Origin of the sequence: Bacteroides sp. 3_2_5 (assembly GCF_000159855.2) — a bacterium.
Lineage (GTDB): Bacteria > Bacteroidota > Bacteroidia > Bacteroidales > Bacteroidaceae > Bacteroides > Bacteroides fragilis.
On record NZ_JH636044.1, the window covers coordinates 590,967 to 608,663 of the forward strand.

Genomic DNA, 17,697 nt, shown 5'->3' on the forward strand with positions numbered 1-17,697 from the left:
CTTCCGAAAAAGTATATATTTGTGTGTCAGTGTTTTGCGTAATCTATAATGAAAAAACGGAAAACTCTAATTCATCATCAAGCTCATATACGGCTGCATTTCACCCAGTATCTTTTCCGATAATTCGGCAATGGTCATTCGGGTATGTACTCCGGGCAAGCGGACTTCACTGGTCATACATTTTCCTTTGCAGAGATAGTAATAACCGTTATTGACCGAAAGCTGTTCGTCAGTCAGTTCGATATTCATTTCCACTTCGGGACAACCTGCTGCATAGAGTTGAAGAACTGCCCGGGCATCAATGATGCGTGCCATTCCTAATGGGACACTTGGCAGGGATTCTACAGGGGGAAGTTGAAGAATAATCCGTTCAGTGCCGTTTCTTAGTCCGGCCCGGTAGAGTAATTGTGCCCGGACAGCCTCATTGTCAGCAAACAACTCGTTGATATACGAGCTATCATCGTGTTTATAGACAACAGCTATACCCGTTACTCGATTATCCTTCCGGGCAATGAGAACGGTATTTTGTGTCAAGGCAAGATCGGCAAGGACTACTTTAAAATCTGTAGGCGTATGTTGTAAACAACAGGCACGTTCGGATAGCTTGCCGGTCAGATATTGATAATAATCTTCTTGATATTCCGTCGTTTCTTCAATCATGGTATCCGGTTCCGGATCAATGGTCAACTCTGAAAGTGAGAAGACTTTGTGGGAGATACGGAAAGCGGGAATATAGCCTGTTTTGGCGTAATAACCGAATAGCCAGGGTTCGGCAGGAATCAATGTACTAAACAGAACACCGTTACGGAGCATGCGGGCAAAACTCTGTGATAATAACTCCCGCATCACTCCTTTCGCACGGTAATCGGGATGCGTACACGCACCGGAGATATACGAAGTAGGTACTATTTTATTGCAGAATGTCATTGGATAAGGGAGCATTTGGAGCGCAGCAATCACTTCTTCGCCACTTTGAATGGCTAAGTTGACTTCGTTATTGTAACGAAGCCGGAAGTAAAGTTCGATGAATGCCTCGCTATCATCGAAACAAAGTTTCCATAATGATTTTACCTGCTCCTTTATCATTGGATTATGCTACCATTTTATCATTTCTACAGGCTGCTCTTTCAGGCAAGCCATATATTTCTCCAAAATAGTTTCCGGGTGGTACGAAAGCTTGGCTTTGCGTAACCCTTCTATTCCTAAATCTTCTTCTCTGTTGATGTAAATATATTGTTCGGGGATGTGATTGGCAAATTCGTAATTGATCATGGCATAAGCGCCATCGATGCTGGTATCTGCTTTTTCTACATGTACACCGAAAGTTTCTTTATTGATCGGCATGCCGAAAGTGAAGGCTACAATCTGTCCATTGACGTGCAGGATACCTCCCGTCAGTCCTAACTCTTCGAAATGATTGAGAGCGTAGATCAGGGCACGTCGCTCGTTTCCGGTCCCTTCCTGTTGGTCGCAGTCATTGGCTTTGCACCATTTGGCTTCTAACTCCAGGCATTCCTGTATTCGGTCTTTGGTGATCGGAGAATACTCATAGTCAGGATATGTATTGCGGAATTTGTTAATGTGATTCCGTTTGGACTGGAATTTTTTTCCTTTCAGTGTTGCGAGATCACTACGTAAATAAATATAATCGGCATAATCACGGTCAACCGTAAAGCCAAACTGACCGGGCATAATGGCCTCGAGATCTTCGCGCATACATGAGCAGACTCCCAACATGCAGAAAGGTTCACCCTCCTGTCGGGCATCTTCAATCAGTTCGTTCAGAACTTCTTCAAGATTGCCTTCACCAACCGGCATCATATAGGCCAATTCATCGCCGGCCCAGAATTTGAAAACCAGAAAGTTATTGATAATGGCAAACTTGGTGTGATACAAGAACCGCCAACTGCATAAATTGGAAAAAGAGAGGTCGCAGTTGCGACGGCAACTATTCATCGTGTAGGCTGTGATGGTATCCTTGTCTTGGATCGTTATATCTCTGAATGCGATCATAAAGTTGTTATTTCCTTTTAACTGTTTATATATAACAAAGATAAAGCTATTTTGTTAGAGAATTCCTAATAATCGCAGAATAGTTGGGGTCAACAATGCAGTAAAAATACCGTTGAGGGTTAAACCGAGGCTTGCATAGGCACCGTATTTACTGCTGATATCCATGGCTGTTGAGGTGCCGACGGCATGAGCGGCCGTACCCATCGAAAGTCCTTGCGCGATAGGGCTGCCTACATGCATGATCTTCATCGTTTTGAAACCTAATACTGCACCCAGTAAACCCACACAAACAACTACTGCTGCTGTCAGAGACGGGATTCCACCCAATGTCTTGGTTACCTCCATTGCAATCGGAGTGGTGACTGATTTGGGAGCAAGTGACAGGATGACTTCCTGTGAGGCTCCCATAAGCTTAGCTATCAGTACGACTGAAATAACGCCTACGATGCAGCCGGCCAATTGGGACAGAATGATAGGAAGCAGCTGCTTCTTAATCGTTTCGAGTTGCAGGTATAGAGGAACTCCAAGAGCTACGACTGCGGGCTTTAGCCAGAATTCAATCAAGTGTCCGCCCTGATTGTAAGTTTCGAAGGAGATATTTGTCAGTTTAAGGAAAATGATGATGACTGCAATAGTCAACAAGATGGGATTGAGTAGGAGTATTCCTGTCTTTTTTTGTAAAAGCTTGGCAAAGAAGTAAATCCCGAAAGTGATTGCCAGCAGGAAGAATTCATTTTCTAAATAATTCATTTGAGTTTACGTGTTAATTGATGGACCCATCCGGTGATGACAAGCACAAGAAGGGTACTGACTAGAGTAGCTATCACAATCGGCCAGAACTGTGCCGCAATGATGTCGAAATATAACATCAGGGCTACTCCCGGAGGAATAAAGAAAAAACCAAGATTAGCAACTAGAAAGTCGGACATTCCCTGCACCCAATGCAATTTGATCCAACCTAATTTCAAAAAGAGGGTGAGCAGCAACATCCCGATGATGCTGGACGGGAGCTTAATCCCCGTGAGATAAACAATCAATTCACCCAAAGCCAAACAGCCAAATAAAATGGCACACTGACGTATCATACTATTACCTATTGATTTTTGAAAACGTTGCAAAGTTATGAAAAATAGAGTTAGGGTAGCAACTAATAAGGCACGAAGATTCTTATTTAACAGTGGGGAACTACAAAAAAATAAAGAAAAAGTAAACGAAATGGATTACTTTATATATTTTTGCAAAGTGAAAAACGAATATACATAACGAATATTAACCACTAAAAACAGAATTGATATGAAAAAGAGTTTGTTAATCAGTGTTTTTGCGACATTCGCAATGATGATTTCTTTAAATGCACTTGCACAAGAAAAAGCGACAGGTAAGGCTTATAAAGCTATTCAGAAAGATGAAAAAGTAATCAACAAAGATTTGCAGAAAAAAGCCATTAAAGAAGCACGCAAACAAGCGAAAGAATTGACGAAAGAAGGATTCAAGACTCCGGTAGGAAAGTTACCGTTGGACAAACAACTGGAGAATTCATGGGAAAAACAGATGGAAATTGATATGAATGGCAATCCATACTGGTATATTGCCACATCAAGAGTGATTGGTGGAAACCAGTCGGCTGCAGCTATGCAGGCTACCAACACGGCCAAAATTGATATTGCCGGACAGGTTCAGACAAAGGTTACACAGTTGATCGAATCGAAAGTAGCCAATGACGATATGGGGCAGGAGGAAGCTGCCAGTCTGTCGAGCGCAGTAGCTGCCGGTAAGAGTATTATCAGTGGAACGCTGGGACGTACTATTCCTTTGGTTGAAGTATATAGAACGTTGCCTAACAAAAATGTAGAGGTAATGGTAACCATCGGTTATAGCTTGGAAGCTGCAAACAAAGTAGCTGTCAAAGCACTTAGCGAAGAATTGGCTAAAAAATCACCGGAATTGGCTAAGGAACTGGATAAACTCGCTCAGTAAGTTTTAATATAAATAGGCAAACTGAATGAACGTAAACAGGCTATTAGGAATTTTAGCTATACTTTTACTGACTGCCGCCAACGCTCTTTATGCACAGAAACCCGTGAAGGTGAAAGGCGTACAGGGGCGTTGGCAGGTTAGCGATGACATCACATTGAAGCAGGCGGAAGAGAGGGCTTTCATGGAAGCGAAGAAAGCTGCTCTGCAGAAAGCGGGTGTGATGGAAAATGTGTGGTCGGTATTTGGCCAGATCACCCAAGAAGACGGCCAGGAGCTTCATGAAGCTTATTCGCAAATGAATGTGCTGGCTATCGGGGGAATGGTGAATGTTACTAATAAAAAAGTTGAAGAGGTTTGGGACACGGATACCCGTAGCCTGTATAAGGTAGTGACCATTGACGCCGAGGTTCGGAAAGAGGACAAGTCGGATAGTTCGTATGCCCTTGAGGTGAAAGGAGTGGAAACACTCTATCGTGAAGGGGATGTGTTTCACTGTAAGCTGACTATACATGGTACGGATTCATACTTGAAGTTTTTCTGGTTCGACAGTAATGGGGGGGCTCTGCTTTATCCTAACAGTTATGAACCGAATACATTGTTGAAAGCCGGTAAAGAATATGCGATCCCTTTTAGTAATGCTGTCGACTATCGTATGGAGAAGCAGCATGGTAAGGAAAGCGAGAAGATAAATATGATGATGGTGGCTACCAAGGAAGATATCCCATTTACCAAAGAAGTCACTTATCAGAATGTATTGGAGTGGGTGTACTCTATCCCGGCGGTTCAGCGTTGTGCTTTTTATGATATGGTATTGATAAAATAGTGATTCCCGAATCACTGACCGTTAATCATTAATCACTTATTATGATGAAAACGAAACATTACTTTTCTTTCGTTTTTGCTTCACTTTTTCTGATACCGTCCGTTATCACAGCACAGGACGTGAACTATCAGAAGGAGTTTGATACTTTTCAAGAGAAACAGCAAAAAGAATATAAAGAATTTAAGAATAAAGCAGACGAAGAGTTTGCCACTTTCCTGAAGGAAGCGTGGCAAAAGTATAATGCCTCTATGGAGGATTCGATGCCCACTCGGCCGGAACCGGTGAAACCGACACTTTTTGATAAAAAAAAGCCGGTTCCTGCTCCGGTAGAGATTAAGCCGGAGGTGCCTAAGATACCCATAGCCGATAAACCGGGTGTAGGAGGCGAAGTGAATGTGGAAGTCAAGAAGCAGGATCTGCCGGTAGTGGCTGATAAACCGGCTCCGGGTGTTTATGTTCCGGGCAAACCTTATACCCCTGTAAAGGTAGATATCCCAGCTCCGTTGCCCGGAAGTTCAGCGCATCGCAATGCGATTGAGTTTTATGGAACACGGTTTGAAGTGGCTACAGACGTGATTGACGGTTTTGAATTGGGCGGAACAAGCGAAAGTAAAGTGGCAGGTGCCTGGAGTCGTTTGTGTAAAGCCGATCATGAACAGTTGATTAACGATTGTATTCGTTTAAAGAAGGAGCATCAGATGAACGACTGGGCATTTTTAATGTTCATCAAGCAGTTGGGAGTGCAGGTGTGTGGTGTTGCCAAAAAAGACGATGTAGCTTTTCTGCAGATGTTCATCCTCAATAAATGTGGATATAAGGTGCGTTTGTCCAAGATAAACGATAAATTAAAATTATTGGTGGCTCCGGCAGGAACTATTTTCGGCATACCTTATATTACCTTCAAAGGTGTGAAGTACTATGTCTTTGAGGCGGATAAAGGTGGGTCAATGGCTGTTTATACATATAGTCAGGATTTTGCCAATGCGAAGAATCTGGTATGTATGGATCTGAGCGCCGTGCCTCAATTCGGCATGCAGGAGTTTAGCAAGACAGTGTCTCCATCCGAAAAATCTCTCCTTAAAGTCAATACGGCAGTCAATAAGAACCTGATGGATTTCTATAAGGACTATCCGCAATGTGAAGTTGCTGTTTACTACAAAACCCCTATGAGCAAGGAGTTGAAGAGTGCTCTTTACCCGCCTTTGCAGGCGGCAATAAAGGGGAAATCGGAGAAAGATGCTGCGAATATCCTGATTGATTTTGTGCAGAATTCATTCCAATATCAGACGGATGGTGAACAATTTGGGTATGAAAAGCCTTTCTTCATGGACGAAAATTTTTATTATCCGGCTTGTGATTGTGAGGATCGAGCCATTCTGTTTTCTAACTTGGTGAAAGATTTGTTGGGACTGGATGCTGTGTTGCTCGACTATCCGAATCATATCGCTTCGGCTGTACGGTTCAACGAAGATATTTCGGGTGATTACATTCTGTTGGATGGTAAAAAATATCTTATTTGTGATCCGACTTATATCGGTGCTCCGATAGGAATGTGTATGGATCGTTTCAAGAGTGTACCCCCGGAAATAATCCGCTAGTGTTAAATATTATAATAATTGCAAGTTCGGGGTAAAAAATACCCCGAATTGCAATGTTGATATTGCAATATTGTGTACTTTTGCGGCGTGAAATAACACACCCTACTGAATTTATATACAATATTAAATATCTATGCTTAATTTAATTAACTCTATCGTTGCGCGTGCGCAAGCAAATCGTCAGCGCATTGTCCTTCCCGAAGGTACGGAAGAACGTACTTTAAAAGCTGCTAACCAGATTTTGACAGATGAAGTTGCAGATTTGATTCTTTTGGGTAACCCGGAAGAAATTAATGCAGCTGCTGCCAAATGGGGACTCGGAAATATTAATAGGGCTACTATTATAGATCCTGAGAACCATCCGAAGAAAGAAGAATATGCGCAGTTATTGTGCGAGCTTCGTAAGAAAAAAGGTATGACCATCGAAGAAGCCCGTAAGTTGGTGCTCGATCCGTTGTACTTGGGTTGTCTGATCATTAAAAGTGGTGATGCTGACGGTCAGTTGGCAGGTGCCCGCAACACTACGGGTGATGTACTTCGTCCGGCACTTCAGATTATTAAGACTTCTCCGGGAATTACATGCGTTTCGGGTGCTATGTTGTTGTTGACACATGCTCCGGAATGTGGTCAGAATGGTTTGCTGGTGATGGGTGACGTAGCCGTAACTCCGGTTCCGGATGCTTCGCAGTTGGCACAGATCGCTGTTTGTACTGCACGTACGGCACAGGCTGTAGCAGGAATTGCTGAACCGAAAGTGGCAATGCTTAGTTTCTCTACTAAAGGTTCGGCAAAACATGAGAACGTGGATAAGGTGGTAGAGGCATTGAAATTAGCTAAAGAAATGGCACCGGATTTGAATATCGACGGTGAAATGCAGGCAGACGCTGCATTGGTGCCTTCGGTAGGTGCAAGCAAAGCTCCGGGGTCTCCGGTTGCCGGCGAGGCTAATGTACTGATTGTTCCTAGTTTGGAAGTTGGTAACATTTCTTATAAACTGGTTCAGCGCTTGGGGCATGCCGACGCGGTAGGACCGATTCTTCAAGGTATTGCACGTCCGGTGAACGACCTTTCACGCGGATGCTCTATTGAAGACGTATACAGAATGATTGCAATCACAGCTAATCAGGCGATTGCTGCAAAGAATGGTAAATAATTAAATCGAAAATCAGATATGAAAGTTTTAGTATTGAACTGTGGTAGTTCATCTATCAAATACAAGCTGTTCGATATGGACAGCAAAGAAGTGATTGCCCAGGGTGGTATCGAAAAGATCGGTTTGAAAGATTCATTCCTGAAATTGACTTTGCCGAATGGTGAAAAGAAAATTTTGGAGAAGGATATCCCCGAACATACCGTAGGTGTGGAATTCATCTTGAATACACTGGTAAGTCCCGAATATGGTGCTATCCAATCACTCGAAGAAATCAATGCCGTAGGTCATCGTATGGTGCACGGAGGTGAACGCTTCAGTAAATCAGTACTGCTGACTAAGGAAGTGCTTGAGGCTTTTGCTGCCTGCAATGATCTGGCACCTCTCCACAATCCTGCTAACCTGAAAGGAGTTGACGCCATTACAGCTATTCTGCCGAATGTTCCGCAAATCGGTGTATTCGATACTGCATTCCACCAGACTATGCCGGAGCATGCATATCTGTATGCTATCCCTTACGAATTGTACAAGAAGTATGGTGTGCGCCGTTATGGTTTCCACGGAACTTCTCACCGTTATGTTTCTCAGCGCGTATGCGAATACCTGGGAATTAAACCGGAAGGTTTGAAACTGATTACTTGCCATATCGGTAATGGTGGTTCGATTGCTGCTATCAAAGATGGTAAGTGTATCGATACTTCTATGGGACTGACACCGTTGGAAGGATTGATGATGGGTACTCGTTCCGGTGATATCGATGCCGGAGCTGTTACATTCATCATGGATAAAGAGGGCCTGACTACTACGGGTATCTCTAACCTGCTGAATAAGAAAAGTGGTGTAGCCGGTATGATGAACGGCTCAAGTGATATGCGTGACTTGGAAGCTGCCGTTGCCAAAGGTGATCCGCAGGCTATCCTGACTGAACAGATGTACTTCTATCGCATTAAGAAATATATTGGTGCGTATGCCGCTGCTTTGGGTGGGGTCGATGTTATTCTGTTCACAGGTGGTGTTGGTGAAAATCAGGCGACTTGCCGTGCCGGTGTTTGTGAAGGACTGGAATTCTTGGGTGTGAAACTCGATCCGGAAAAGAACAAGGTTCGCGGTGAAGAGGCTATTATCTCAACTGATGATTCAAGAGTGAAGGTAGTAGTGATCCCGACTGATGAAGAATTGCTGATTGCTTCTGATACAATGGCTATCTTGGATAAATAAAGGTTGATAAGTAATTATAGATAAAAAGCCGGAGGCAGAGATCTACTCTCTGTTTTCCGGCTTTTTTATATGAGGCAGGTTAGAGATGGCAGTTTGGGTTGAAGGGTAATTGATGCTCGGTGATCTATTTAACAGAATATTCATATCTCTTTCTCCTTTTCTTCTTTTTAAAATTTTTATCTTTGCTATCACTAACTCGAATAAACTTAAAATAGTACAAGAATGAAACGACTTTTTTATTTCTTTCTTTTTGTCTGTGTGGCAGTTATAGCCAATGCTCAGGCAAAATATGTTTTCTATTTCATTGGTGATGGAATGGGTGTCAATCAAGTGAATGGTACGGAAATGTATCGTGCCGAAATCCAGAAGGGCCGCATTGGTGTAGAGCCTTTGCTTTTTACACAGTTCCCGGTGGGGACAATGGCTACTACTTTCTCTGCCACTAATTCCGTGACTGATTCTTCGGCTGCGGGAACTGCTCTTTCCACCGGCGAAAAGACTTATAATGGTTCCATTGGGATGGATGGTCAGAAGAATCCTTTGCAGACAGTTGCCGAGAAAGCAAAGAAAGCCGGTAAAAGGGTGGGAGTTACCACCAGTGTCAGTGTCGATCATGCTACTCCTGCTGCTTTCTACGCACATCAGCCGGATCGGAATATGTATTATGAAATAGCTACCGATCTTCCTAAAGCAGGTTTTGATTTTTATGCCGGTGCCGGTTTCCTGAAACCAACCACTACTTATGATAAGAAAGAAGCTCCTAGCATTTTCCCGATGTTTGAAGAAGCCGGTTACACCATTGCTCGTGGGTATAACGATTATAAAGCCAAAGCTGCTGCGGCAGGTAAGATGATATTGATTCAAGAAGAAGGTGCCGATACGGGCTCTTTGCCTTATGCTATCGATAGTAAAGAAGGAGACCTGACTCTGGCACAGATTACAGAAAGCGCTATTGACTTTTTGACTAAAGGCAAAAACAAAGGTTTCTTTCTGATGGTAGAAGGGGGCAAGATAGACTGGGCTTGTCACGGGAATGATGCCGCTACGGTGTTCCACGAAGTGGCGGATATGGATAATGCCATCAAAGTTGCTTATGAGTTTTACAAGAAACACCCGAAAGAAACTTTGGGTAACTGCCGACCATGAAACAGGAGGTATCGCATTGGGAACTGGAAAGTATGCCTTGAATCTCAAAGCACTTGAGAACCAGAAAGCATCTGCCGAAGTACTCTCTAAAAAGATCAGTGATTTGCGCAAAGCTAAGAACAATCATGTAGCTTGGGAAGACATTAAGAATCTACTGTCCGAAGAGATGGGCTTCTGGTCTGTACTTCCTATCACCTGGGAGCAAGAGAAGAAACTGCATGACGAATATGAAAAGTCATTTGTAAGAAATAAAGTGGAATTTGCCGAAAGTATGTATGCCAAGACTGAGCCGATGGCTGCTAAAGCCAAAGAAGTGATGGATCAAATCGCTATGGTAGGCTGGACAAGCGGCGGACATTCTGCAGGATATGTGCCGGTATTTGCTATCGGTGCCGGTTCCGATCTGTTCATCGGTAAAATGGATAATACGGAGATACCGAAACGCATCGCAAAAGCCGGTGGGTATAAATAACCCGTTAATTTATCCTCAATATTCTCTATCTTTCAAAGAATTTCTTTAGCTTTGTCTTATGAATTTTCAAAGAAATACAGATATGACTAAGTTTGAAATAGAAGAAAAGATAGTAGATATGCTCAAAACCGTATTCGATCCCGAAATTCCGGTAAACGTATACGATCTGGGACTGATTTACAAAATAGATGTTTCCGAGGATGGAGAAGTATCTATTGATATGACCCTGACTGCTCCTAACTGTCCTGCGGCAGATTTCATTATGGAAGATGTACGTCAGAAAGTAGAGTCGATTGACGGGGTAAACTCTGCCACAATCAATCTGGTTTTTGAGCCGGAGTGGGATAAAGATATGATGAGCGAAGAGGCTAAGTTGGAATTGGGCTTTTTGTAACCATTGTCAGTTTACCTCTATTCTTAAACGATCCATTCTTACAGTATGAAAAACGTATATTTCCTTTCTGATGCCCACTTGGGGTCACGTGCCATAGAGCATGGACGTACGCAGGAGCGGCGCCTGGTCAATTTTCTCGACAGCATTAAGCACAAAGCTGCCGCAGTATATCTGCTGGGCGATATGTTCGACTTTTGGTATGAGTTCCGTTTGGTTGTTCCCAAAGGTTATACCCGTTTTTTAGGGAAACTCTCCGAACTGACTGATATGGGAGTAGAGGTGCATTTCTTTACGGGAAATCATGATATCTGGTGCGGCGACTATCTGACTAAGGAGTGTGGGGTGACGATTCATCGTGAACCGGTTACCACTGAGATTTATGGAAAAGAGTTCTACCTGGCACATGGTGACGGGCTGGGAGATCCGGATAAAAAGTTCAAGTTGCTACGTACTATGTTCCATAGTCGTACGTTACAGACTTTGTTCTCTGCGATTCATCCCCGATGGAGCATTGACTTGGGATTGAATTGGGCCAAACACAGCCGGCTGAAGCGTGAGGGTGGAAAAGAACCGGATTATATGGGAGAAAATAAAGAGTTTCTGGTGCTTTATACCAAGGAATACTTGAAAAGTCATCCTAATATTAACTTCTTTATTTACGGTCATCGCCATATCGAACTTGACTTGATGTTGAGTGCTACGGCGCGAATACTTATCTTGGGGGACTGGATCAACTTCTTCTCTTATGCTGTGTTCGATGGTGAGAACCTGTTTCTTGAGAACTATATCGAAGGAGAAACCCAACTTTAATTTTTCCGGATTCCAATCGTTATGCCGGTCAGATAAGCCCTTCGTCAGCAAAACTATAAAAGCAACCGTCGCAGACAATGACATGATCCACCAAGGTGATGTTCATCGTTTGCGACGCTTTTTGTATGGCGCCCGTCAGGCGTTTGTCTTCTTGGCTGGGCTTCGCATGGCCCGATGGGTGATTATGAATCAGGGCTATTTGTGTGGCACGTCCTATCAGTGCTTCTCGTAAGATGGTGCGTACATCGGCATAAGTTCCGTCAATGCCTCCTGTACTGATACGTAATCTGTTGATTACTTTACATGCTTGGTTCAGAAGCAGAATCCAGAACTCTTCTTGCGGCAGATCACACATCAGTGGATGGAACAGCTTGTAGATGTCCTCTGAACATCTGATCTGTTCTCGTTCTTTGCTTTCCTGCAGTTTACGCCGCTTGCCTAGTTCCAGAGCGGCCATGATGGTGAGGCTTTTGGCCGGTCCCATGCCTTTGAATGAAGAAAAGTTCCGTACTTCCCATTTCCCCAGTTCATTCAGGTTGTTGTCGCAAGTGGCAAGTATTCTTCTCATCAGTTCAACGGCACTCTCTTCCGTATTGCCCGAACCTATCAGGATGCCCAATAGTTCAGCGTCGCTCAATGCTTCGGAACCTTTTGTCATCATTTTTTCGCGTGGCCGATCGGCTTTGGACCACTGCTTGATGTTTAGTTTCTGTTTGTTCATGATTTAATGTGTTTTGCGGGATAAGGTTTTGTTGAAGCATCTTTATTTATAGAAGTTCTTGCGGAAAGCCTCAAATTCGTTCCTTCCCAGTATACAGCGTTCCCACCAGGCACGCCAGAATCCTGTGCCGTATCCGATAAGTTGGATGAAAGAAGCAGCGATGGAATAGATGCCGATGCGTAAGCTTTTGTTTTGCAGCGCAGAATCCAGGCAGACCAGTAAGGCATAAAGCAGAATCGGGACGAGGCTGAACAAGCAAAAGGGAGTGCATAATAGTAGAAGTGCAACTCCTAACGTGAATACAGCCGGCAGCAAATGGACGACTTTCAACGATTCGGGATATTTTTTGTAGAGATTGATACGTGCAATACCGGAGTTGTGCACTTGCTTGAAGAATTTCTTAAAATCCGTACGTCGTTTGTGGTATACCCAGGCATCGGGAAAGAGACGGCATTGGTATCCTCCCTTGAATATGCGGATACTGAAATCGATGTCTTCGCCGAAACGCATATTGGAGAAACCTCCTAATGCCTGATAAACCTCCCGGCGGACACCCATGTTGAAACTTCTCGGATAGAATTTATCCATTTTCTTTTTGCCTCCGCGGATGCCTCCCGTGGTGAAGAAAGAAGTCATGGAGTAATTAATGGCTTTTTGTATATCGGTGAAAGAACTATGTGCCCGGTCCGGCCCTCCAAAGGCATCGGCCGGGTCGGTCTGCAGTTCTTTCTCTACTGCATCGAGATATCCTTCGGGCAAGATACAGTCCGAATCCAGTATGATGAGATATTCGCCGTTGCTACGTTCGGCACCGTAATTACGGGTTTGTCCGGGACCGGAGTTCGGTTTGTTGTAGTAATGTATATCCAATTTTCCCTGGTATTGGTTCACTATCTTTTCGCAAGGGACAGATGATCCGTCTTCTACAACCACGACTTCGAAATCCTTGAAGTGTTGGGCTGTCAGGCTTTGCAATAGTTCGTCCACTTCGTCGGGACGGTTGTAAACGGGAATAATAACGGAGTATCGCATCATATATGTATAGTTAATCTTCATATTTAATATTGGCAAAGATAAATTATTATTTTCCGATAATCTCTTTTAATGCACTCTTTTTGTCCATTATGCTTTGTCTTGAATACCTTTGGGGTCAAAGTGGTGTTGGTTGAAAACCAGGAAGCCTTTGGTTTTTAAAGGTAGTGGGTACAGCCTTTGAAGATAGGAGCGCGGCTTCTCCACTTTCGATGTTTTCAGGCTTCTTTCCGGAAGTTTGGTAAAGATTTCTGTAGAATGGTTGAATTTGTCTTATCGTAGGGGACAGGGAGGTCATAGAGTTTTTCTCTCTTTTAGATATGCATATATCGTAGTTCCAATCTCTGTAGTCTTTGTGCTTTGGGGGGATGAAAGGTGGCGATAAAATAGAGCTCCCTGCATTCCAACCGGATATTCCGGCAGAATGCAGGGAGGCTGTGTTAATGAGTCTGTGTATACTTATGCTTTCACACGACCTACGTAAGAACCGTCACGAGTATCGATCTCGATTGTTTCGCCTTCACTGATAAACAGCGGGACACGAACGGTTGCACCTGATTCTACAGTAGCCGGTTTCAAGGTGTTGGTAGCAGTGTCGCCTTTCAAGCCCGGTTCTGTATAAGTAACTTTCATCTGAACTTTGATAGGCATATCAGCATAAAGCACGGTTTCGGTAGATGCATCCGATACAACTTCTACTACTGCACCTTCCAGCAAGAAATCTACACCGTTGATCAGGTCGTGAGCGATCGGGTGTTGATCGAATGTTTCCTGATTCATGAAGATATAATCTTCACCTTCTTTGTACAGGTACTGATAGGGACGACGTTCAACGCGTACGTCTTCCAGCTTCTCACCGATATTGAAGCGACGTTCGAGAACGTAGCCGCTTACTACATCTTTCAGTTTTGTACGCATGAAGGTGTTACCTTTACCCGGTTTAACGTGGAGGAATTCGATACAGAAATACAGTTTGCCATCCATGCGGATACAAGTTCCGTTCTTGATGTCTTGAGCATTAATCATACTTGATATTCTTTATTTTATAGATTATTATTGAGTTATCTTTGAACCTTTTCGGGTGCAAAAGTAATCTAAATCGGCAAAAAACACAAAATGTTTTGACTAAAAATGACTTAACTCTTGGTTTATTTAAAAAAAGTGCCTATTTTTGCAGCCCGAATCCGTAGAAGTAATAACATAAAAACAAGATACAGTAATGAAAAGAACATTTCAACCCTCTAACAGAAAGAGAAAAAACAAACACGGTTTCCGTGAGAGAATGGCTACAGCTAACGGCCGTAGAGTATTGGCTGCACGTCGCGCTAAAGGTCGTAAGAAACTGACTGTTTCTGACGAATACAACGGAGTGAAGGCATAAGTATTAGCCATTGCAAACGAATAAGAAGAAGTGAAGGAGGATTCCTTTGCTTCTTTTTGTTTTAGAACCGGTTCCAATTTGATTACGGTATCAGGCGCAAGGTGGAAAACCAAAAGAGAGGGTTTTGATACGCTTTTTTAAAAACTCGGTGAAAGTCTGTGATACTGTGTAACGAAAATAGTATCTTTGTCCGCATTAACAGCTTATAATTATGACGATAAAAGAATTTTTTTCTTTCAAGGCCAATAGATTCTTCTGGATAAACATCATAGCCATGGTTGTAGTGGCTGTGCTCATAGTGGTTGGCACACTTAAAGGACTGGATATATACACACGCCATGGCGAAGCTGTAATAGTGCCCGACGTAAAAGGAATGTCTGTAAGCGAAGCGGAAAAGATGTTCCGGAATCATGGACTGACTTGTGTGGTGTCCGACTCCAGTTACGTAAAAAATAAACCTTCCGGCATTATCCTGGATCTTAACCCATCGGTCGGGCAGAAAGTGAAAGAAGGACGAACAATCTATCTGACAATAAATACCCTCAGTACTCCTTTGAGTGTGGTACCTGATGTAGCCGATAACAGTTCCGTGCGCCAGGCGCAGGCAAAGTTGATTGCTGCAGGCTTTAAACTTACCGAAAACCGGATGGTGAGCGGAGAGAAGGACTGGGTATATGGCGTGATCTATCAGGGACGCCAATTGCAGATTGGAGATAAAGCTCCCATCGGCGCTACGCTGACTCTGATGGTAGGTGACGGAGTGCAGTCTACCGCAACCGATTCTGTCGATATGGTGGAAAATGCTGCTATGTCTGTTGAGGATTCTGGAACAGATGATGATTCCTGGTTTTAATATAAGAAACGTATACGTAGAAAAAACGCATGATAGAAGAATTGCCTGACGATATTGAACAGGACGAATTGGATGATATAGAACCCGTAGGTGACGAAAACCAGCTCTATGAACATTTCCGCGTGGTAGTGGATAAAGGGCAGGCAATGGTCAGGGTCGATAAATATTTGTTTGAACGCATCGTCAATGCTTCGCGCAATCGCATACAGAAAGCAGCTGAAGACGGTTTTGTCATGGCCAATGGCAAACCGGTGAAGAGCAGCTATAAAGTGAAACCTCTGGATGTGATTACGGTGATGATGGATCGTCCCCGTTATGACAATGAGATTATTCCGGAGGATATTCCACTTCATATTGTCTATGAAGATAAATACCTGATGGTGGTGAATAAGCCGGCCGGACTGGTGGTGCATCCGGGGCACGGAAACTATCATGGTACGTTGGTCAATGCCATCGCCTGGCATCTCAAGGATGATCCCGTTTACGATGCCAACGACCCACATGTGGGGTTGGTGCACCGCATCGATAAAGATACTTCCGGATTACTGGTTATCGCTAAGACGCCGGATGCCAAAACCAATCTGGGCGTCCAATTCTTTAATAAAACTACTAAGCGCAGATACCGCGCACTGGTATGGGGCATTGTCGATCAGGATGAAGGTACCATCGTAGGCAGTATTGCCCGCAATCCGAAAGACCGGATGCAAATGGCCGTTATGGCCGATCCTACCCAAGGGAAACATGCCGTCACCCATTACCGGGTGCTTGAACGTCTGGGATATGTCACTTTGGTGGAATGTATTCTTGAAACCGGGCGTACGCATCAGATACGTGTGCACATGAAGCATATCGGTCATGTACTCTTCAATGACGAGCGGTATGGCGGTCACGAAATCCTGAAAGGGACTCACTTTAGTAAATACAAACAATTTGTAAACAATTGCTTCGACACTTGTCCGCGGCAGGCTTTGCACGCCATGACGCTGGGGTTTGTGCATCCCGTCACTGGCGAAGAGATGCATTTTACTTCGGAGTTGCCGGACGACATGACCCGGTTGATAGAGAAGTGGAGAGGTTATATTAGTAACAGAGATTTAGAATGAAACGCAACATTGCCATTGTGGCAGGAGGCGATACCTCCGAAATCGTAGTTTCCCTGCGTAGTGCACAGGGCATTTACTCCTTTATCGACAAGGAGAAGTATAATTTGTACATCGTAGAAATGGAAGGTCGGCGTTGGGAAGTGCAATTGCCGGACGGAAGTAAAACACCGGTGGACAGAAACGACTTTAGTTTTATGAATGGGGCGGAGAAGGTCGTGTTCGACTTTGCTTATATCACCATTCACGGAACACCGGGAGAGGACGGACGTTTGCAGGGCTATTTCGACATGATGCGCATTCCGTATTCATGTTGTGGCGTACTGGCCGCTGCCATCACTTACGATAAATTTGTCTGCAACCAGTATCTCAAAGCATTTGGTGTGCGTATCTCCGAATCGTTGTTGCTACGTCAGGGACAGGCTGTCTCCGATGAAGATGTGGTGGAAAAAATTGGCCTGCCTTGCTTTATCAAACCCAATCTGGGAGGATCCAGCTTTGGTGTGACTAAGGTGAAGACGCGCGAACAGATTCAACCTGCCATTGCCAAGGCTTTCAGTGAAGCTGAGGAAGTGATGATAGAAGCCTTTATGGGCGGAACAGAATTGACTTGCGGTTGTTATAAGACGAAAGAAAAATCGGTAGTCTTTCCGTTGACCGAGGTCGTGACACATAATGAATTCTTCGATTACGATGCAAAGTACAACGGACAGGTGGACGAGATCACTCCGGCACGTATATCGGAAGAACTGACCCGGCGTGTCCAGACTTTAACCTCGGCTATTTACGATATATTGGGATGTTCCGGCATTATTCGAGTGGACTATATCATTACGGAAGGTGAGAAGATCAATCTTCTGGAGGTGAATACCACACCGGGTATGACCGCTACCAGTTTTATTCCCCAGCAGGTGCGTGCCGCCGGACTGGATATAAAAGACGTGATGACTGATATTATAGAAAATAAATTTTAGCTGTAAGCTGCGGGCCACGAGCTACAGTCGGCAAG

The 17,697-nt window shown here is 44.0% G+C and carries 18 protein-coding genes and 1 pseudogene; 12 read left to right on the top strand and 7 right to left on the bottom strand.

Annotated features, from left to right (window positions below; genetic code table 11):
- Positions 1 to 66: 66 nt before the first annotated feature.
- From eis to BSHG_RS15225, 4 genes are read right to left on the bottom strand one after another with little or no spacing between them, the layout of a single operon-like run.
- Entirely contained in the window at positions 67 to 1,086 is a 1,020-nt protein-coding gene (gene eis, locus BSHG_RS15240; protein ID WP_008658278.1) for an enhanced intracellular survival protein Eis, read from the bottom strand.
- Positions 1,087 to 1,095: 9 nt separating this feature from the next.
- Entirely contained in the window at positions 1,096 to 2,013 is a 918-nt protein-coding gene (locus BSHG_RS15235) for a DUF2156 domain-containing protein (protein WP_005784309.1), read from the bottom strand.
- Between the two features lie 54 nt (positions 2,014 to 2,067).
- Positions 2,068 to 2,763 (bottom strand): LrgB family protein, encoded by a 696-nt coding sequence (locus BSHG_RS15230; protein ID WP_005784312.1) that lies wholly within the window; start codon positions 2,761 to 2,763, stop codon positions 2,068 to 2,070.
- Positions 2,760 to 3,098, bottom strand: coding sequence for a CidA/LrgA family protein (locus tag BSHG_RS15225; RefSeq protein WP_005784314.1), 339 nt, complete (start codon positions 3,096 to 3,098; stop codon positions 2,760 to 2,762). The genes BSHG_RS15230 and BSHG_RS15225 overlap by 4 nt, the downstream gene beginning before the upstream one ends.
- A gap of 208 nt (positions 3,099 to 3,306) precedes the next feature.
- Between BSHG_RS15225 and BSHG_RS15220 the strand changes: the two genes are divergently transcribed.
- The 8 genes and pseudogenes from BSHG_RS15220 to BSHG_RS15190 all read left to right on the top strand — a co-directional run bounded on the left by BSHG_RS15220 (position 3,307) and on the right by BSHG_RS15190 (position 11,601).
- Positions 3,307 to 3,990, top strand: a complete 684-nt coding sequence (locus BSHG_RS15220; RefSeq protein ID WP_008658284.1) for a hypothetical protein — start codon at positions 3,307 to 3,309, stop codon at positions 3,988 to 3,990.
- A gap of 25 nt (positions 3,991 to 4,015) precedes the next feature.
- Positions 4,016 to 4,813 (top strand): DUF4384 domain-containing protein, encoded by a 798-nt coding sequence (locus tag BSHG_RS15215; protein WP_005813560.1) that lies wholly within the window; start codon positions 4,016 to 4,018, stop codon positions 4,811 to 4,813.
- A 44-nt stretch (positions 4,814 to 4,857) separates the two neighbouring features.
- Complete coding sequence (locus BSHG_RS15210; RefSeq protein WP_008658286.1) at positions 4,858 to 6,411, top strand: hypothetical protein; 1,554 nt, start codon at positions 4,858 to 4,860, stop codon at positions 6,409 to 6,411.
- 133 nt (positions 6,412 to 6,544) lie between these two features.
- Positions 6,545 to 7,564, top strand: coding sequence for a phosphate acetyltransferase (gene pta, locus BSHG_RS15205; RefSeq protein ID WP_005796541.1), 1,020 nt, complete (start codon positions 6,545 to 6,547; stop codon positions 7,562 to 7,564).
- 18 nt (positions 7,565 to 7,582) lie between these two features.
- Positions 7,583 to 8,779 (top strand): acetate kinase, encoded by a 1,197-nt coding sequence (locus BSHG_RS15200; protein WP_005784326.1) that lies wholly within the window; start codon positions 7,583 to 7,585, stop codon positions 8,777 to 8,779.
- Positions 8,780 to 9,094: 315 nt separating this feature from the next.
- Positions 9,095 to 10,397, top strand: a pseudogene (locus BSHG_RS0220155) (alkaline phosphatase).
- An 82-nt stretch (positions 10,398 to 10,479) separates the two neighbouring features.
- Positions 10,480 to 10,791, top strand: coding sequence for a metal-sulfur cluster assembly factor (locus tag BSHG_RS15195; RefSeq protein WP_005784330.1), 312 nt, complete (start codon positions 10,480 to 10,482; stop codon positions 10,789 to 10,791).
- A 45-nt stretch (positions 10,792 to 10,836) separates the two neighbouring features.
- Positions 10,837 to 11,601 carry a UDP-2,3-diacylglucosamine diphosphatase gene (locus tag BSHG_RS15190; protein ID WP_005784332.1) on the top strand — a complete coding sequence of 255 codons (765 nt, stop codon included), beginning with the start codon at positions 10,837 to 10,839 and terminating at the stop codon, positions 11,599 to 11,601.
- A gap of 28 nt (positions 11,602 to 11,629) precedes the next feature.
- Here the strand turns inward: BSHG_RS15190 and radC are convergent, their stop codons facing one another.
- The 3 genes from radC to efp form a co-directional block, all read right to left on the bottom strand.
- A complete protein-coding gene (gene radC / locus BSHG_RS15185) occupies positions 11,630 to 12,322 on the bottom strand; it encodes a RadC family protein (RefSeq protein WP_008658287.1) in 693 nt (230 codons plus the stop codon).
- A gap of 42 nt (positions 12,323 to 12,364) precedes the next feature.
- On the bottom strand, positions 12,365 to 13,354 hold the full coding sequence (locus BSHG_RS15180) for a glycosyltransferase (RefSeq protein ID WP_008658288.1): 990 nt from the start codon (positions 13,352 to 13,354) through the stop codon (positions 12,365 to 12,367).
- A 459-nt stretch (positions 13,355 to 13,813) separates the two neighbouring features.
- Positions 13,814 to 14,380 (bottom strand): elongation factor P, encoded by a 567-nt coding sequence (efp, locus tag BSHG_RS15175; RefSeq protein WP_005784338.1) that lies wholly within the window; start codon positions 14,378 to 14,380, stop codon positions 13,814 to 13,816.
- A 193-nt stretch (positions 14,381 to 14,573) separates the two neighbouring features.
- Here efp and rpmH point away from each other — a divergent pair, with 193 nt between their 5' ends.
- The 4 genes from rpmH (at position 14,574) to BSHG_RS15155 (ending at position 17,662) form a co-directional block, all read left to right on the top strand.
- Entirely contained in the window at positions 14,574 to 14,735 is a 162-nt protein-coding gene (gene rpmH, locus BSHG_RS15170) for a 50S ribosomal protein L34 (protein WP_004292199.1), read from the top strand.
- Positions 14,736 to 14,946: 211 nt separating this feature from the next.
- Positions 14,947 to 15,588 carry a PASTA domain-containing protein gene (locus BSHG_RS15165; protein WP_005784340.1) on the top strand — a complete coding sequence of 214 codons (642 nt, stop codon included), beginning with the start codon at positions 14,947 to 14,949 and terminating at the stop codon, positions 15,586 to 15,588.
- Positions 15,589 to 15,617: 29 nt separating this feature from the next.
- Positions 15,618 to 16,691, top strand: a complete 1,074-nt coding sequence (locus tag BSHG_RS15160; RefSeq protein WP_008658294.1) for an RluA family pseudouridine synthase — start codon at positions 15,618 to 15,620, stop codon at positions 16,689 to 16,691.
- The gene (locus BSHG_RS15155) at positions 16,688 to 17,662 is read left to right on the top strand and encodes a D-alanine--D-alanine ligase (RefSeq protein ID WP_005784344.1); all 975 of its coding nucleotides are present in this window, start codon (positions 16,688 to 16,690) and stop codon (positions 17,660 to 17,662) included. Before BSHG_RS15160 ends, BSHG_RS15155 begins: the two co-directional genes overlap by 4 nt.
- Positions 17,663 to 17,697: the final 35 nt, after the last annotated feature.

Excerpts from the sequence above, each read along its gene's own strand:
- BSHG_RS15190 (WP_005784332.1), top strand. The coding sequence starts at position 10,837 with ATGAAAAACGTATATTTCCTTTCTGATGCCCACTTGGGGTCACGTGCC.
- BSHG_RS15225 (WP_005784314.1), bottom strand. The coding sequence starts at position 3,098 with ATGATACGTCAGTGTGCCATTTTATTTGGCTGTTTGGCTTTGGGTGAA.
- BSHG_RS15200 (WP_005784326.1), top strand. The coding sequence starts at position 7,583 with ATGAAAGTTTTAGTATTGAACTGTGGTAGTTCATCTATCAAATACAAG.
- rpmH (WP_004292199.1), top strand. The coding sequence starts at position 14,574 with ATGAAAAGAACATTTCAACCCTCTAACAGAAAGAGAAAAAACAAACAC.
- BSHG_RS15220 (WP_008658284.1), top strand. The coding sequence starts at position 3,307 with ATGAAAAAGAGTTTGTTAATCAGTGTTTTTGCGACATTCGCAATGATG.
- BSHG_RS15165 (WP_005784340.1), top strand. The coding sequence starts at position 14,947 with ATGACGATAAAAGAATTTTTTTCTTTCAAGGCCAATAGATTCTTCTGG.
- BSHG_RS15235 (WP_005784309.1), bottom strand. The coding sequence starts at position 2,013 with ATGATCGCATTCAGAGATATAACGATCCAAGACAAGGATACCATCACA.
- BSHG_RS15195 (WP_005784330.1), top strand. The coding sequence starts at position 10,480 with ATGACTAAGTTTGAAATAGAAGAAAAGATAGTAGATATGCTCAAAACC.
- BSHG_RS15180 (WP_008658288.1), bottom strand. The coding sequence starts at position 13,354 with ATGCGATACTCCGTTATTATTCCCGTTTACAACCGTCCCGACGAAGTG.
- pta (WP_005796541.1), top strand. The coding sequence starts at position 6,545 with ATGCTTAATTTAATTAACTCTATCGTTGCGCGTGCGCAAGCAAATCGT.
- BSHG_RS15155 (WP_005784344.1), top strand. The coding sequence starts at position 16,688 with ATGAAACGCAACATTGCCATTGTGGCAGGAGGCGATACCTCCGAAATC.
- BSHG_RS15160 (WP_008658294.1), top strand. The coding sequence starts at position 15,618 with ATGATAGAAGAATTGCCTGACGATATTGAACAGGACGAATTGGATGAT.
- BSHG_RS15215 (WP_005813560.1), top strand. The coding sequence starts at position 4,016 with ATGAACGTAAACAGGCTATTAGGAATTTTAGCTATACTTTTACTGACT.
- radC (WP_008658287.1), bottom strand. The coding sequence starts at position 12,322 with ATGAACAAACAGAAACTAAACATCAAGCAGTGGTCCAAAGCCGATCGG.
- BSHG_RS15230 (WP_005784312.1), bottom strand. The coding sequence starts at position 2,763 with ATGAATTATTTAGAAAATGAATTCTTCCTGCTGGCAATCACTTTCGGG.
- eis (WP_008658278.1), bottom strand. The coding sequence starts at position 1,086 with ATGATAAAGGAGCAGGTAAAATCATTATGGAAACTTTGTTTCGATGAT.
- BSHG_RS15210 (WP_008658286.1), top strand. The coding sequence starts at position 4,858 with ATGAAAACGAAACATTACTTTTCTTTCGTTTTTGCTTCACTTTTTCTG.
- efp (WP_005784338.1), bottom strand. The coding sequence starts at position 14,380 with ATGATTAATGCTCAAGACATCAAGAACGGAACTTGTATCCGCATGGAT.